The sequence below is a fragment of the Streptomyces sp. DSM 15324 genome (assembly GCF_001514285.1).
Lineage (GTDB): Bacteria > Actinomycetota > Actinomycetes > Streptomycetales > Streptomycetaceae > Streptomyces.
In genome coordinates, this window is record NZ_KQ949029.1 from 412417 (window position 1) to 427605 (window position 15189).

Here is a 15189-nt window from a genome sequence, read left to right on the forward strand (position 1 = left end):
GAAGGTGTGGCTGAAGTACCAGGTGTCCTGGGCGATGCCGGAGCAGGAGTCGGAGCCGCCGGTGCCGACGCAGCCGCCGTTGTCGCGCTGGAGCGCCCAGAAGGAGAGGGTGTTGATGCCCCGTGCCTCGGCCCACTTCTCCACCGTGACGGCGTTCTCGGTGGTGAAGGTCTCCTCGGGGCCGTAGTCGTCGATGCCGGGCATCTCGATGACGCCGATCATGTTCCAGAGCTTGGTGGAGCTCTTCTTCGGGTAGAGCGCGGCCAGTTGGCCGTGGAGTCCGGTGGCGGCCGTCGCGGTGTCGGCGGCCATGTCGTGGGTGGCGCCGTCGTAGTAGTCGAAGGTCATGAGGTTCACGACGTCCACGCGTGCGCCGTTGTCGACGGCGTTGCGCAGGACGGCCAGGCCGTTGGCCGCCAGTCCGGTCGTGGAGGTCGGCAGGGTGTAGGAGAACCGGACGCTGCGGCCGGTGTGTTCCGCCCAGCGTTCGACCTTGGCGATCGCCTTGTTGCGGCGGTCGATCCCGGCGGCGTTGTCGATGGAGTCGCCTTCGACGTCGAGGTCGATGCGGGTGATGCCGTAGGTGGTGACGAGGCTCTTGAAGACGGCGGCGATGGCGTCGACGTCGGTGCAGCTGTCGGCCAGTTCGGTGCCGGTGGTGTCCGCGGACCAGCCGCCGAAGGACGGGATGGCGTTGCCGCCGCGCGCCTGTAGCCGCGCGATGTCACGGCCGAAGGCGTCCTTCGCGATCGGCCGGCCGGTGTCGCCGTCCCAGTACGCGGTGCAGGAGCCCGGTGTGGACGTCTGGAGGAAGGCCAGGGTGAGGTACGTGTTGCCGGAGGCGGCGGCGAGTTCGGCCGGGCTCTGCCCGGTCCAGGTCTCGAAGTACGGCGCGACCACCGGGGCCGGCCGGGGCTTCGCGGCGGCCGGCGTCGCGGCCGACGGCGCGTCGGGCGCGGCGAGGGCGGCCCCTCCCCCGAGGGCCATGAGTCCGACGGACAGTGAGGTCGCGCTCAGACAGGACAGCAACGTACGCACAGAACCAGGTCGTCTCACTGACGCTCCCATGGTGAAGGGACGTGCCGCGGGGCACGTGGAGGCACACGGCCCGCGGGTGAACAGCGACCATCGTTGGACTAGACCATTTAACTGTCAAGGTTCTTTACAATTAACTGACCTCACCCGGTGCGCGGGGCGAGGGTGACGACGGCGGGGCCCTCGGGGCGGACCGTGATGCCGTACGACGTCCCGGTGGGCGTGCGGTGGAAGGTCACCGTGTGGGCGGGCAGCAGGTGTTCGAGCAGGACCGTGGACTCGCGGAGCGCGAACTGCGTGCCGAGGCAGGCGCGGGGGCCGATGCCGAAGGGAAGGTAGGCACCCGGGTGGGCGGGGCGGCCTTCCGGGGTCGTGAAGCGGCGCGGGTCGAAGCGCTCCGGGTCCGGCCAGAGTCCGGGGTCGCGGTGGATGAGGTACGGGCAGACGAGGAGGTCGGTGCCCGCCTCGACCGTGCGGCCCGCGAGGACGTCCGCCTCGGCGGCGTGCCGCGGCAGGATCCAGGCGGGCGGGTACAGCCGCAGCGTCTCGTGGACCAGGGCCTGGATCGCCCGGAGGCGCGGCGCGGAACCCTCGGGGCCGGCGGCGAGCGTCTCCTCACGGGCGGTGGGGTTCCGGTCGAGCAGGAGGTGGAGCCAGGTGAGGGTGGTGGCGGTGGTCTCGTGCCCGGCGACGAGGAGCGTGACCAGTTCGTCACGGATCAGCCGATCGGTGTACTCGGGGCGCTCGGCGGCGGCGTCCAGAAGGACCTGGAGCAGGCCGGGGCCGTCGGGTCCCGCCGCCCCCGCGCGGGCGGTCTCGACGGCCCGCCGGGCGACGGCGTCGATCCGTGCGAGGTCGGCGGCGACGGCGTCGCGCGCGTCTGCGGCGTCGGCGGGCAGGGTCGGCAGGGCGGCCGCCACCGACGCGACCGCGGTCAGCTCACGCTCGGTCTCCTCGCCGACTGCGTACCCGGTGAGCGACCGCCAGATGGCGTCCAGGGCGAACCGGCGCATCTCCTGCCCGACGTCGAAGGCCTCCCCCGTCCGGGCGTACCCCCTCCAGCGGGCCGCCGCGGTCCGGGCGGCCCCGGCGATCCGCCCGTCGTAGCGGCGCATCCCGGTGCCGGTGAACTGCGACTGGAGCAATCGGCGTTGTCGCTTCCAGGCCTCGCCGGTGGCGGAGAGGACACCGTCACCGACCAGCAGCCGGGCGCGGTGCGCACGCTTGACGTACCGGTCCGGCCGCCGGGCGAGCACCTGCTGCACCGCGTCCGGGTCGGTGACGAGCACGGTGAGGCCGGGCCCGAGCCGCACCCCGGCGACCCCGCCGACTTCTTCCCGCACCTGTGCCAGCAGGTCGACCAGTTCGCCTCCCGCGGCATGCCAGCGGGCGACGAGACCCGGATCGGCCTCCGGGACCGGGTGCCCCGTCGCGGGGGCGTGCGGGTGGGGGCGGAGGCCTGCTTCGCTGTCCACGTTCCTTCTCCCGGTCGGCCGGTGCCGTCGCGGTCGGATCCGTGCGCCGGCACTACGGACTGTACGGGAGACGGCACGCGTGGTGACAGCCCGTCAGAGGGCGGTCGGAGTGAGGGCGTGCGGGCCGGCGGTCGCTCGTCCGGCGGGAGCCCTGCGTACGCCGCCCTGGCGGCCCTCGGCGTCGGCTTCCGCCACCCCGCGATCCGCGGCGCGCCGGCCCTGCTGAGCAGGCCGCGACGACCCTGCCCAGCCGGGGCATCGGCCTCGGCGTGCCTCCAGCGCGTGGCCGGGGCGCGGGGCCGAGGGCTCAGGACGACTTCTTGGCCGCCGTGTCGAGGGCGGTCCTCAGCGCCGGCAGCCCCTGCCCGAGCAGGGTCTTCTCCAGGCTGTGGTCGCCCTTGCGGCCCGTCCGCTCGCCCTGGGCGAAGCCGTCGGTGTCCACGACCTGCCCGCACCACTCGCCGTTGCCGACGGACTGTCCGTCGAACGGGACCACCGCGCCCTCCCCCAGGGACACCCAGCGCCCGTCCTCCCAGCGCAGGGCGAGGACGTAGGTGTGGTCCGGCACGACCCGCGGGGCGTCGCCGGTGAGTTCGGGAACGAGGGTCTTGCCGTCGGAGCGCAGCAGGTTCCAGCCCAGGCCGATGTAGTCCAGCGAGGACCCCACGGCGGGATGGGAGCGGGTGGTGGAGGTGAACGGCTTGTCCTGGACCTCCAGTTTCACCGTCCGCTGCACCTTGTGGCTGTAGGTCCCCGCCGACAGCTCCTCCCGCCCGCTCTCCCGCTCCTCGACCGCCCGGCCGACGACCACCACGTCGGCGTACCGGACCCAGTCCTTGGCCGTCTCCGACGGGTAGCGATTGACCGCGAGGCCGCAGCCGTTGACGGTGTCGAGGCCCGGCCAGCCGATCAGCACACCCGCGACCACACCGATGGCGGCCGCGCCCGCGACGACCGGACGGCCCGTCAGACGGGCCGGTAACAAGTTTCTTCGCACTCGATGATCTTGATGTGAACACGATCCACCGGCCGTGACGCAGGTCACTTTTCCAGTCACAGCCCTGTCACAGCCCGGCCGGACACGACCACTTGTCCGCATCGTGGCTCCGAACGGCCGGGCGAAAGGAGTCGTGGCCCGGTCAACACGCCTGGTAGGAAGGGCAGATGACCTCTCATGACCTCGGCCCGTCGGAGCGGCTCCTCGCCGAACGCGCCTGTGAGCGGGTGATCCTGGAGTTCGTCCGCCGACTCGACCTCGGTGACCCGAGCACCGTCTGCGACCTCTTCACCCCCGACGGCAGCTGGGAATGGCCGTACGACTCGCGGCGCGTCGAGGGCCGCGAGGCGCTCCGCGCCTACTTCGGCTCCCGCCCCGCCGACCGCCTCTCCCGCCGTATCTGCACCAACATCCTGGTCACCGTCGAGTCCCCCGACACCGCCACCGCCCTGACCTACTTCGCGACGTACCGCGTCGACGGGCACACCGAGGGCGCCCTCGTCGCCCCACGGCCGCCCGCCAACATCGGCCACTACGAGGACACCTTCCGCCGGGTCGACGGCACCTGGCTCCTCTCCATCCGCACCCTGCACCTCGCCTTCGGCGGCCCGACGGAACGCCTGGCCCCCGTCGGCCGGGACTGATGGGTGGGTCCGTCCGCGACGCCCTGGCCTGAGGGCGCTCCCGCCGGGACCAGGGGTGGGGCATGCGGGCCCGCCGCTCCGCCGTCACGCGTCCATGCGGGTGGCAAACGCGCTCGCGGCAAGCCGACTCCGGCATGACCGGCGTTGTACAGGACACCTCGTCCACCCGCTAGGGAAAGGCTGTTCCATGCGCCGTACCACTCTGCTCGCCGTCTGCGCCCTCATCACCGCCGCCGCGACCGGCTTCCTCGCCACGACAGCGATCCGCAGCCGCTGACGGACCGATGGCCGGCGGCGGCGAGCATGATCTCCCGGTGTGGTTCGATCTTCCCTGTGGACTCGGCCCGCACCGGGTGGCAGCGTGTGCCCATGACCAACGATGCGAGCGGGGCGAGCCCCGTGGCCGGCCCCGGGACGGCTGTCGAGACCCTGCGCTACTCCGCCTTCACCCGCGACCCGGCGGGCGGCAACCCCGCCGGGATCGTGCTCGACGCCTCCGGGCTCGACGCGGCGCAGATGCTGGCCGTCGCCGCGGAGGTCGGCTATTCGGAGACGGCGTTCGTGACGGAGCGCGACGACGCGGCGCGGCGGTTCCGGGTGCGCTACTTCAGCCCGCTGGCCGAAGTGGCCTTCTGCGGGCACGCGACCGTCGCCCTGTCCGTCGCCCTCGCGGAGCGGCTCGGTCCTGGCGGGATCGTCCTGGACACCCCCGCCGGTGAGATCCCGGTGGCGATCGGGACCGGTGAGGACGGCGCGGTGCTGGCCACGCTCACCAGTGTCCCGACACGTTCCCGTCCCGCCTCCGGCGCCGAACTGGACGCGACCCTCGCGGCCCTGGGCTGGGCGGCCGGCGATCTCGACCCGGCGCTGCCGCCGCATGTGGCGTTCGCCGGCAACGACCACCTGATCCTGGCCGCCGCCTCCCGGGCCCGACTGGCGGACCTCGCCTACGACTTCGACGGTCTCGCCGCGGTGATGCGGCAGTACGGCTGGACCACCGTCCACCTGGTGTGGCGGGAGTCGCCGCGGTACTTCCACGCCCGGGATCCGTTCCCCGTCGGCGGTGTCGTGGAGGACCCGGCGACCGGCGCGGCGGCCGCGGCCTTCGGCGGTTACCTCGGCGCGCTCGGGCTCGTCACGGCCCCGGCCAGGATCGCGATCCGTCAGGGTGAGGACATGGGCCGCCCCAGCGATCTGTTGATCGACGTGGACCCGGAACTCGGCCGGACCCGGGTGACGGGCGGGGCGGTGCTGATCGTCTAGGGCGTGTTTCCCTGATCAGGCCGGTGCGGCGAAGAAGCCGCCCCCGTCCCCCATGGAGAGCCGCCATGGCCCTGAGCCACGACGCCCCGCTCGGTGAGTCGCCCGCTCCGACCGCCGCGCCCACCGTCACCCCCGCCACTCCCGCCGCTCCCGACATCCCTGTCGACGTCTCCCCCGTGGACGCCTCCCCCAAGGCATCCCCCCGGCTGGTCCTCGCCCTCGCCCTCGCCCAGTTCGGCGCCTACCTGGCCGTGCTCACCCCGGTGATGGTGACCCTCGCCCTGCGGGTCGGCCAGATCGTGCCGGAGGCCGACCGGGGCGCCGCCCTGGGACAGGTGCTGAGCGTCGGCGCGCTGCTCGCGATGCTCGGCAACCCCGTCTTCGGCGCCCTGTCCGACCGCACCACCAGCCGCTTCGGCCGCCGCCGGCCGTGGCTGGTCGGCGGCATGACCGCCGGGCTCGTCGGACTGCTCGTCGTCGCCCTCGGCGGGAGCGTGCCGGTGCTGATGGCCGGGTGGGCCGTCGCCCAGCTCGGCATCAACGCCACTCTGGCCGCCCTGACCTCCTGCGTTCCCGATCTGATCCCGCCGGGGCAGCAGGCCCGGGTCTCCGGCTTCCTCGGCATCACGACCTCCCTCGCGATGATCGGCGGCTCGGTCATCGCCCAGGTGTTCAGCGGCTCGACGGCGCCGGCCTTCCTGGTGCCGGGGGTGATCGGCCTGGCCGCCGTCGGCTGCCTCGCAGCCGTCATCGAGGACCGCCCGGCCCGCGCCGGAGCCTTCGAGCCGTACGGCGTCCGGGAGTTCCTGCGGAGCTTCTGGGTGAACCCGCGCCGCCACCCCGACTTCGCCTGGAACTTCGCCGGCCGGTTCCTGGTCTTCACGGGCGCCTCCTGTGTGACCGGCTACCAGGTGTACTTCCTGATGGACCGTCTCGGGTACGACGACACGGCGGTCACCGGGAAGGTGCTGCTCGGCACGCTCGCCATGGTCGCCTCGATCGTGGCCGGTTCGCTCCTCGGCGGTCGGCTCTCCGACCGCTCCGGGCGCCGGAAGCCCTATGTGCTGGGGGCCTCGCTGGTCATGGCGGTCGGCCTGGCGCTGATCGCCTCCGCACAGAGCTTCGGGATGTACGTCGTCGCCCTGGTCGTCTTCGGCTTCGGCGAGGGGCTCTACCTCTCCGTCGACCTGGCGCTGGCCGCCGCGGTGCTGCCCGACCCCGAGGAGTCCGCCAAGGACATGGGCGTGCTGAACATCGGCAACGCGCTCCCCCAGTCCCTCGTGCCCATCGTCGCCCCCGCCCTCCTGGCGATCGGCGGCGGCGGGAACTACGGCGCGCTGTTCCTCTTCGGCGCGGTCGCCGCCGTCCTGGGCGCGCTCGCCGTCCGGTTCGTCCGCTCGGTCGGGTAGCCGACCGGTTCCCCCGCCCCGCACGCCCGAACGACACCCAGGACCCGGCCTTCCCCCACGGTCACGGCATTTACGTGCCGTGGGGGACGCCGGGCCGGGGGGTCAGCGGGCGGCGAGCAGCCCCAGGGTGTCGACGACCCGGTGGGAGAAGCCCCACTCGTTGTCGTACCAGGCGACCACCTTGACGTGGCGGCCGTCGACCCGGGTGAGCTCCGAGTCGAAGATCGACGAGGCCGGGTTGCCCGTGATGTCGGAGGAGACCAGGGGGTCCTCCGAGTATTCGAGGATGCCGGCCAGGGGGCCCTCGGCGGCCGTGCGGTAGGCGGCGAGGACCTCGTCGCGGGTCACGTCACGGGCGACGGTGGTGTTCAGCTCCACGATCGAGCCGACCGGGACGGGCACCCGGATCGAGTCGCCGGACAGCTTGCCGTCGAGGTTCGGCAGCACCAGACCGATCGCCTTGGCGGCGCCCGTCGTGGTCGGCACGATGTTGACGCCGGCAGCGCGGGCGCGGCGCGGGTCGCGGTGCGGGCCGTCCTGGAGGTTCTGCTCCTGGGTGTAGGCGTGCACGGTCGTCATGAAGCCGTGCTCGATGCCGGCCAGTTCGTCGAGCACCGCGGCCAGCGGGGCGAGCGCGTTGGTGGTGCAGGAGGCGTTCGAGACGATCGTGTGCAGTTCGGCGTCGTAGGCGTCGGTGTTGACGCCGTAGGCGAGGGTCACGTCGGCGCCGTCGGAGGGCGCGCTGACGAGGACCTTGCGGGCACCGGCGTCGAGGTGGGCGCGGGCGGCCTTGGCGGAGGTGAAGCGGCCGGTCGACTCCAGCACGATGTCGACGTTCAGCGCGGCCCACGGCAGCTGTGCCGGGTCGCGCTCGGCGAGCACCTGGATGCGGTGTCCGTCGACGACGAGCGCGCCGTCCTCGACGGTGACCGGCCGGCCGAGACGGCCGGACGTGGAGTCGAAGGCGAGGAGGCGCGCGAGGGCGGTCGGCTCGGTGAGGTCGTTGACGGCGACGACCTCGAGGTCGGTCTCGCGCTCCAGCAGCGCGCGCAGCACGTTGCGTCCGATGCGGCCGAATCCGTTGATGGCGATGCGAGTCATGAATCGTGTCCCTTCGAGTCGCCCCCAGCCTCGCGTGCCGCGGTCGCCGGTGGCCACGGCGTGAGCGACATGGTTCGCAAGGATCTCGCCAAGCGGGTTCGGGGGCGCTATTCGCCCCGGGTGAAGGTGCGCCGGTACTCGCTGGGGGTGGTCCCGAGGATCTGCTGGAAGTGCAGCCGCAGGTTCGAGCCGGTGCCCAGGCCGACGTCGCCGGCGATCTGCTCGACGCCGCGCTCGGAGCGTTCCAGCAGTTCACGGGCGCGGTCGATCCGGGCGCGCATCACCCACTGCATGGGGGTGTAGCCGGTGTCCTCGACGAAGCGGCGGGAGAGGGTGCGCGGCGAGACGGCCGCGTGCCGGGCGAGGGTGTCGAGGGTGAGGGGTTCGTCGAGGTGGTGCAGGGCCCATTCGCGGGTGGCCGCGAACCGTTCGCCCAGCGGCTCGGGCACGCTGCGCGGGACGTACTGGGCCTGGCCGCCGCTGCGGTAGGGCGCGGCGACCAGCCGCCGGGCGGCGTGGTTGGAGGCGGAGACGCCGAGGTCGCCGCGGAGGATGTGCAGGCACAGGTCGATGCCCGAGGCGGCACCGGCGGAGGTCAGGACGCTGCCCTCGTCCACGAACAGGACGTTCTCGTCGACCCGTACGAGCGGGTGCTTCGCGGCGAGGGCCCGGGTGTAGTGCCAGTGGGTGGTGGCGCGTCGGCCGTCGAGCAGGCCGGTCGCGGCGAGCGCGAAGGCCCCGGTCGAGATGGCGGCCAGCCGGGCGCCGCGGGCATGGGCGGCGCGCAGGGCCTCGACGACCCGCGGCGGCGGGTCCTCGCGGTCCGGGGAGCGGTAGCCGGGGAGGAAGACGATCTCGGCCCACTCCAGGGCCTCCAGCCCGTGGGCCACGTGGTACGACAGCCCGTCACCACCGGTGACCAGACCGGGTTCGGCCCCGCACACCCGGACCTCGTACGGCATGCTGGCGCGGGTCGTGAACACCTGGGCGGGGATGCCGACGTCGAGCGGCTTGGCACCTTCGAGCACGAGGACGGCGACGCGTCGGAGGCGGGAGGACGGCACGCGGTACAGCTTAAGTGTCAGGCTTCGAAGCGCTGGGCGCGGACCTCGGACTCGGCCGGTCGCCCCGGCCCTCTACCCGACGCCCCGGCTGCTGCGGGTCGGGGTCGTGGGCGAGGATCTGACCGGCCGGGACGGCACCACCACCGGCATCGGCCGGACGCACGCCACGGTCACCGCGCCGGCCCCCGGCTGGAGCACCGGCAAGCCCCGGCTCCGCACCCGCGGCGGCGCTTCGGTGTCGGCCCGGCGGGCGGGTGCGGCGTCCTCGCCCGGGCGGCCGCGGGGAGCCCCTTCGGCCCGCTCGCATGGTCAGGTGCGGGGGGTGGTGGGACGCTGGAGGTGAGGGGCGTCCTCGGAGCAGCGGGAGGATCGATGGGACGTGACGTCCCGGCGCTGGTCTTCACCCGCGAGGACCGTCGCCGCTACCGGATCAAGATGCAGGAGTGCCTGGAGGTCCTCGCGCAGATGCTGCGCGAGGAGCGGTTCGCCTCGGAGCGGCCCCGGGTGGGGCTGGAGATCGAGCTGAACCTGGTCGACGACGAGGCCGAACCGGCGATGCGCAACAGCGAGGTGCTGGAGGCGATCGCGGACCCGGCGTGGTCGACCGAGCTGGGCCGGTTCAACCTGGAGATCAATGTGCCGCCCCGGCGGCTGACGGAGGGCGGGCCCGACGACTGGGAGTCCGAGATCCGGAAGGCGCTCAACCACGCCGACCAGCGGGCCAGGACCGCCGACGCCCGCCTCATCATGATCGGCATCCTGCCCACGCTGCGCCAGGAGGACGTCGGCGAGGACACCTTGTCGGAGAACGCGCGCTACCGGTTGCTCAACGACCAGGTGTTCGCGGCGCGCGGCGAGGACCTGCGGATCGAGATGGACGGGGTCGACCGGCTGCGCACCTACGCCGACACGATCACGCCGGAGGCCGCCTGCACGAGTACCCAGTTCCACCTCCAGGTCTCGCCGCAGGAGTTCGCCGCCTACTGGAACGCCGCCCAGGCCGTCGCCGGGGTCCAGGTCGCGCTGGCGGCCAACTCGCCGTTCCTGTTCGGCAAAGAGCTGTGGCACGAGACCCGGATCCCGCTGTTCGAACAGGCCACCGACACCCGCCCACAGGAGATCAAGGCGCAGGGCGTACGGCCCCGGGTGTGGTTCGGGGAGCGCTGGATCACCAGTGTGTTCGATCTGTTCGAGGAGAACCTGCGCTATTTCCCCGCGTTGCTGCCGCTGTGCGACGAGCAGGACCCGGCCAGGACCCTGGACGAGGGCGCCATCCCGGAGCTGGGCGAGCTGACCCTGCACAACGGGACCATCTACCGCTGGAACCGCCCGGTCTACGCCGTCGCCGACGGCGAGCCGCACGTCCGCGTGGAGAACCGCTGTCTGCCGGCCGGGCCGACCGTCGCCGACACCCTCGCCAACGGGGCGTTCTACTACGGGCTCACCCGTGCCCTGGTGGAGGAGGACCGGCCGGTGTGGTCGCGGATGTCGTTCCAGGCCGCAGAGGACAATCTGCACACCGCCGCCCGCCACGGCATCGAGGCCCCGCTGTACTGGCCGGGCATGGGCGAGGTGCCGGTGCCGGAACTCGTGCTGCGCCGGCTGCTGCCGCTGGCGCACCGCGGACTGGAGCTGTCGGGCATGGACGCGGCCTGGCGGGAGCCGCTGCTCGGTGTCATCGAGCAGCGCTGTGTCACCGCCCGCAACGGGGCGGTCTGGCAGAAGGAGATGTTCCACCGCATCAGCAAGGCGGCGCACGTGGACCGGCATGAGGCGCTGCGGCTGATGACCCAGCAGTACATCGACTACATGCATCTCAACGCCCCCGTGCACACCTGGCCCGTGGACTGACCGACGGTCACCGGGCCCGCAGGCCGGGGGCCCTCCGGATCCCCGCGCCGACCTGCCGCCGCCCTCACGGCTCCAGGGCCGGCAGGCCGTCCAGCCCGGTCTCGCGCATGATCCTCTCGACGGTCTCGGCGAGACCGCTGTCGGCGCCGATGACGGTCTCGGCACCGCCGGGCAGCAGGTCCATCTCCCGGTACCACTGGCGCAGCACGTCCTCGCCGACCTCGTGGGCGATCGGCTTGGTGGCGTGTCGGGCGAGGGTCTCCTCCCACGGCACATGGAGGTAGTAGGCGTGGGTGGGGCCGCGGTGGTCGGTGCGCAGCCGGGTCAGCATGTCGCCGTACCGGTCGGCCCGGAGGATGCCTTCGAGGACGACGTGGTAGCCGGCGTCGAGGGCATAGCGGGCGACGGCGTCGATGAGGCCGATGTTCGCCGCGCCCGGCCGGTCCCTCTCCCGCAGGACGGTCCGGCGGAGGTTGTCCTGGCCGACGAGGGCCAGCCCCCGCCCGAAGCGCTCGCGCAGACCGGCCGCGACCGAGGACTTCCCGGAGGCGGAGTTCCCGCGCAGGAGGACGAGCCGGGTCAGTGCGGTGCCCACCATCATCCGCGCCACCCTGTCGGCGGGCCGGAGCGCGGGTCCCGGGCGCTCACTCCCCCAGGTCCAGGAAGTCCGCGACCAGGACGGCGAACTCGTCCGGGGTGGCGAGGCGGACACCGAGGGTCTCGGCCTTGGTCCGCTTGGACCCGGCGCCCTCTCCCGCGACGACCAGCGCGGTCTTCCTGGAGACGCTGGAGGAGGCGCGGCCACCGGCCCGTTCGACCAGTTCGTTCATCTCGTTGCGGCTGAGTTTCTCCAGCGGGCCGGTCATCCCGCCCGTGACCACCACCGCCATGCCGGCGAGCGGACCGGCGGCGGGGGCGTCGGCGGCACCCTCCACGGCGGCGGCCGCGGTGTCCGCGGCCGCGGGAGGTGTGGCGCCGGGCTCGGTCATGTTGACGCCGGCCGCGGCGAGCTTGTCGATGAGCGGAGCGAGTTCGGCGAGTTCCGCGACGATGGACGGGGCCTTCTCGGTGCCGATGCCCTCGACCCGCTGGATCGCCTCGGCGTCGGCGGCGCGCAGGGCGTCCATGGTGGCGAAGTGGCGGGCGATACGGCGGGACATGGAGCGGCCGGTGCCGCGTACGCCCAGGGCGCACAGAACCCGGGACAGCGGGCGCTGTTTGGCCCTGCCGAGCGCGGTGAGGAGGTTGTCGCTGCTGGTCTCCCCCATCCGCTCCAGGCCGAGGAGCTGGTCCCGGGTGAGGGTGAACAGGTCCGCGAGGTCGGCGACCAGGCCCGCCTCGACGAGCTGCACCACCCTGGTGTGGCCGAGTCCCTCGATGTCGAGCTGGTCCCGCCCGGCGGCATAGGAGAGGGAGGCCACGAGATGGCAGTCGCGGCCGTTCTCGCAGCGCCAGCGCTGTTCACCGGTGTCGATGCCGGCGCCGCACCGGGGGCAGGACTCGGGGAAGGCGATGGGCTGTTCGTCGCCGGTGCGCAGATGCGCGACGGGGGCCTCGACGCGGGGGATGACGTCACCGGCGCGGTGGACCATGATGTGGTCGCCGAGGCGCAGGTCGCGGCGGGTGATGTCGGCCGGGTTGTGGAGGGTGGCGTAGGTGATGGTGGAGCCGTCGATCTCGACGGGTTCGAGGACGCCGCGCGGGGCGATGATGCCGGTGCGGCCGACGTTCCACTCGACCGCGAGCAGGCGGGTGATCTTCTCGACGGCGGGGAGCTTGTAGGCGATGGCCCAGCGCGGGGCGCGCGAGCCGGAGCCCGCGGTGCGCTGGTCGGCGGCCAGGTCGGCCTTGACGACGATCCCGTCGATCCCGAAGGGCAGTTCGGCCCGCAGCGCGGCGATCTCCTGGACTCGGGCCAGCACCGCGTCGGCGTCGGCGGCCGTGGTGCCGGGGACGGCTGTGGTGGCGGTGGTGTTCACGCCGTAGGAACCGGTCAGGGTCATGAGGTCGCTGTGCGCGGTGTCGGCGAGGGACTCGGCGAGGGCCGGTTCGGTGGCGGGCAGGGGCAGCAGGCCGTAGCCGAAGAAGGTCATGGGCACGGTGTAGGCGCGGTCCTTGGCGCGCAGGGTGCCCGCTGCGGCGTTGCGGGGATTGGCGAAGGGCTGTCCGCCGTGTGCCGTGCGCACCTCGTTGGCGTGCTCGAACTGGGCTGTGGTCATGAGGACTTCGCCGCGCACCTCGACGGTGACGGGTGCGGTGAGCCGGTCCGGGAGGCCCTCCATGGTGCCGATCGCGTGCGAGACGTCCTCCCCGGCCGTCCCGTCGCCGCGGGTGATCAGGCGGGTCAGGCGGCCGTCGGTGTAGCGGGCGGCGATCGCGAGGCCGTCGAGCTTGGGCTCCACGCTGAACCGGGTGATGTCGTGGCCGACGCGGCGGGCCAGTGAGGCGGTCCACGCGGTGAACTCCTGGGGTGAGAACACGTTGTCCAGGCTGAGCATCGCGACGGTGTGCGGCACGTCCCCCTCGGCGGCGCCTCCGGCGACCTTTCCGGTCGGCGAGTCGGGCAGTGTGTCGTCGGGGTGCCCGGCCTCCCACTCGGCGACGGCGCGCACCAGACGGTCGTAGGCGTCGTCGTCCAGGGCCGAGGTACCGCCCGCGTAGTAGGCGGCGGCCGCCCGCACCGCGTCCCGCACGGCACGCGCGTAGGCCTCGGCGTCCGCGATCACTGCAACTGCACCAGGTGTCGTCATGTCCTTCATCCTGCCTGCCACCACTGACAATGCCCCGGCGGGCGGAGGGGGGCGGGGTGCGGCGGCCCGGGGGCGGGGCGGGCAGACTGGGCGTGTGGACAGGACGGGACCGGTGGAACGGGAAGCCGCTTACAAGCGGTACGGAAGCCTGCGGGTGTGCACCGGCGAGCCGGGTCCGGCCGACTGGCTGACCCGGCGAGCGCCGGGGCCGGGCGGTGGCGGCTTCGGCACGGTGGCCGGGGTGGCCGCGCCGGGCTTCGCCGCCTACGCACGGGTCCTGCACCCGGCGGCCCTCGACGGGCGGCCGGTGCGGTGGTCGCGGGCGGCCGCCGCCTACGGCCGGACGGTCGGGCCGGGGGCGCAGTGGCACCGGCTCGTCGGTGTGCCCCGCGCCTACCACAACGGGTCGGAGCACGGTCTGGCCGGTGTGTGGGACGAGCATCCGGCGCAGGGGCCGACCCCGCCGGTGGTGGCGGAGGCCCTCGTCCCGGTCCTCGTCCGGCACACCCGGACGCCGCGGCACTGCTGGTTCGGCCTGTGGGAGGGCTACGGCCGCCGGGACTTCGCCGGGGTGCCCACGTTCCCCACCCCGGGCCGGGACGAGGTGCTGCTGCGCGGGGCACTGTCCGAGGTGCTCTCGCCGGTCTCGGTGGACGAGTTCGCCGAGCTGCCGGACCTGTGGTGGCCCGAGGACCGTGCCTGGTGCGTGGGCGGGGACGTGGACCTGGTGAGCACCTATGTGGGCGGGTCGCCGGAGCTGATCGCCGGCCTGCTGGCCGACCCCCGGCTGGAGACCCTCCCCGCCTCCCCCGACGACCCGCCCTACTGACGCGGGTCAGGCCGCGCGGGCCCGGCGCCGCGCCGCGAGCACCGGCACGGTGGCCGGCACCGGCGGGGACACGGGCGGGGCCGGGAGACGCAGGGGCGCCGCCTGGGGTCGTACGGCACGCACCCGGTAGGTCGTGCGGCTCCGGTCGGCGACGGGGTCGCCCAGGGTTATCCGGCCGGTGGCGCGCAGCTGGTCGCACTCGGCGGTCGGCAGGGCGACGTAGCAGCCGCCCTTGCCGGTGACGGAGTCCAGCGGCCGCCAATAGCTGTACCGGTGCCGCCCGTTCGTATGCACGGTCACGAAGACGGGATGGCTCGCATCACTGACGATCCGCAGAACATCCGCCTCGGCCCGGGTGAGCGGGGCGTTGCGGCGCGGGGAGTCGGACAGGCGCGGAGCGTCGGCGGGCGGCATGGGCGGCGACCTCTTTCAGGGACAACGGCTGTACACCGTCTACCCCGTTGGAGCGAAGTTGATCTCTGATGCGCGCATTCTTCAACACGGCAGTGACATTACTGTTGCGCCGTCACGGGAAGGCCTTCCCGGATGGGCCGCTTTGTCCATACTGAGGGGTGTGACGCGGGGCGCCGCATGGTCGTCGGACGAGGCGTGGGACTCGGCACGGCAGGAAGCGCGGGCGCTCGACTCCATGGTGCGGCGCACCGACTCCTGGCTTCCCCCGGCGGCCGAGGAACTGCCGGATTCCTCTGCTGCGCCTCGGAGACGCGCTCGTCGCGCTGTCGGCGGTGGGACCCGATCAGCAGCGTTGAG

Annotated in this window: 12 protein-coding genes and 1 pseudogene; 5 read left to right on the plus strand and 8 right to left on the minus strand. The window is 73.2% G+C overall.

Annotated elements, in window-relative coordinates; all coding sequences use genetic code 11:
* From AQJ58_RS23940 to AQJ58_RS23950, 3 genes and pseudogenes are all read right to left on the minus strand, one after another.
* Positions 1 to 1068: pseudogene (locus AQJ58_RS23940) on the minus strand (chitinase); the annotation flags it as partial.
* A gap of 110 nt (positions 1069 to 1178) precedes the next feature.
* A complete protein-coding gene (locus AQJ58_RS23945; protein ID WP_067253233.1) occupies positions 1179 to 2510 on the minus strand; it encodes a cytochrome P450 in 1332 nt (443 codons plus the stop codon).
* Positions 2511 to 2817: 307 nt separating this feature from the next.
* On the minus strand, positions 2818 to 3507 hold the full coding sequence (locus tag AQJ58_RS23950; protein WP_067253235.1) for a hypothetical protein: 690 nt from the start codon (positions 3505 to 3507) through the stop codon (positions 2818 to 2820).
* 167 nt (positions 3508 to 3674) lie between these two features.
* Between AQJ58_RS23950 and AQJ58_RS23955 the strand changes: the two genes are divergently transcribed.
* From AQJ58_RS23955 to AQJ58_RS23965, 3 genes are all read left to right on the plus strand, one after another.
* The gene (locus AQJ58_RS23955; protein ID WP_067253237.1) at positions 3675 to 4151 is read left to right on the plus strand and encodes a nuclear transport factor 2 family protein; all 477 of its coding nucleotides are present in this window, start codon (positions 3675 to 3677) and stop codon (positions 4149 to 4151) included.
* Between the two features lie 369 nt (positions 4152 to 4520).
* Positions 4521 to 5414 (plus strand): PhzF family phenazine biosynthesis isomerase, encoded by an 894-nt coding sequence (locus tag AQJ58_RS23960; protein WP_067253489.1) that lies wholly within the window; start codon positions 4521 to 4523, stop codon positions 5412 to 5414.
* Between the two features lie 65 nt (positions 5415 to 5479).
* Entirely contained in the window at positions 5480 to 6823 is a 1344-nt protein-coding gene (locus AQJ58_RS23965; protein ID WP_067253239.1) for an MFS transporter, read from the plus strand.
* 102 nt (positions 6824 to 6925) lie between these two features.
* Here AQJ58_RS23965 and gap read toward each other — a convergent pair whose 3' ends face one another.
* Together gap and AQJ58_RS23975 are read right to left on the minus strand one after the other, a co-directional pair.
* On the minus strand, positions 6926 to 7924 hold the full coding sequence (gene gap / locus AQJ58_RS23970) for a type I glyceraldehyde-3-phosphate dehydrogenase (protein WP_067253241.1): 999 nt from the start codon (positions 7922 to 7924) through the stop codon (positions 6926 to 6928).
* 107 nt (positions 7925 to 8031) lie between these two features.
* Entirely contained in the window at positions 8032 to 8988 is a 957-nt protein-coding gene (locus AQJ58_RS23975; RefSeq protein ID WP_067253243.1) for a GlxA family transcriptional regulator, read from the minus strand.
* Positions 8989 to 9360: 372 nt separating this feature from the next.
* Here AQJ58_RS23975 and AQJ58_RS23985 point away from each other — a divergent pair, with 372 nt between their 5' ends.
* The gene (locus tag AQJ58_RS23985; protein ID WP_067253246.1) at positions 9361 to 10839 is read left to right on the plus strand and encodes a glutamate-cysteine ligase family protein; all 1479 of its coding nucleotides are present in this window, start codon (positions 9361 to 9363) and stop codon (positions 10837 to 10839) included.
* Between the two features lie 64 nt (positions 10840 to 10903).
* Here the strand turns inward: AQJ58_RS23985 and AQJ58_RS23990 are convergent, their stop codons facing one another.
* Positions 10904 to 11437 carry an AAA family ATPase gene (locus tag AQJ58_RS23990; protein ID WP_067253492.1) on the minus strand — a complete coding sequence of 178 codons (534 nt, stop codon included), beginning with the start codon at positions 11435 to 11437 and terminating at the stop codon, positions 10904 to 10906.
* Positions 11438 to 11483: 46 nt separating this feature from the next.
* Complete coding sequence (ligA, locus tag AQJ58_RS23995; protein WP_067253248.1) at positions 11484 to 13598, minus strand: NAD-dependent DNA ligase LigA; 2115 nt, start codon at positions 13596 to 13598, stop codon at positions 11484 to 11486.
* A gap of 85 nt (positions 13599 to 13683) precedes the next feature.
* Between ligA and AQJ58_RS24000 the strand changes: the two genes are divergently transcribed.
* Positions 13684 to 14418, plus strand: coding sequence for a hypothetical protein (locus AQJ58_RS24000; RefSeq protein ID WP_067253251.1), 735 nt, complete (start codon positions 13684 to 13686; stop codon positions 14416 to 14418).
* Between the two features lie 6 nt (positions 14419 to 14424).
* Here AQJ58_RS24000 and AQJ58_RS24005 read toward each other — a convergent pair whose 3' ends face one another.
* A complete protein-coding gene (locus AQJ58_RS24005; RefSeq protein WP_067253253.1) occupies positions 14425 to 14832 on the minus strand; it encodes a hypothetical protein in 408 nt (135 codons plus the stop codon).
* Positions 14833 to 15189 lie beyond the last annotated feature (357 nt).

What these genes read in the sequence shown, in the direction of transcription:
- AQJ58_RS23955 (WP_067253237.1), top strand. Translation starts at nt 3,675, where the DNA reads ATGACCTCTCATGACCTCGGCCCGTCGGAGCGGCTCCTCGCCGAACGC.
- AQJ58_RS23960 (WP_067253489.1), top strand. Translation starts at nt 4,521, where the DNA reads ATGACCAACGATGCGAGCGGGGCGAGCCCCGTGGCCGGCCCCGGGACG.
- AQJ58_RS23965 (WP_067253239.1), top strand. Translation starts at nt 5,480, where the DNA reads ATGGCCCTGAGCCACGACGCCCCGCTCGGTGAGTCGCCCGCTCCGACC.
- gap (WP_067253241.1), bottom strand. Translation starts at nt 7,924, where the DNA reads ATGACTCGCATCGCCATCAACGGATTCGGCCGCATCGGACGCAACGTG.
- AQJ58_RS23985 (WP_067253246.1), top strand. Translation starts at nt 9,361, where the DNA reads ATGGGACGTGACGTCCCGGCGCTGGTCTTCACCCGCGAGGACCGTCGC.
- AQJ58_RS23990 (WP_067253492.1), bottom strand. Translation starts at nt 11,437, where the DNA reads ATGGTGGGCACCGCACTGACCCGGCTCGTCCTCCTGCGCGGGAACTCC.
- ligA (WP_067253248.1), bottom strand. Translation starts at nt 13,598, where the DNA reads ATGAAGGACATGACGACACCTGGTGCAGTTGCAGTGATCGCGGACGCC.
- AQJ58_RS24005 (WP_067253253.1), bottom strand. Translation starts at nt 14,832, where the DNA reads ATGCCGCCCGCCGACGCTCCGCGCCTGTCCGACTCCCCGCGCCGCAAC.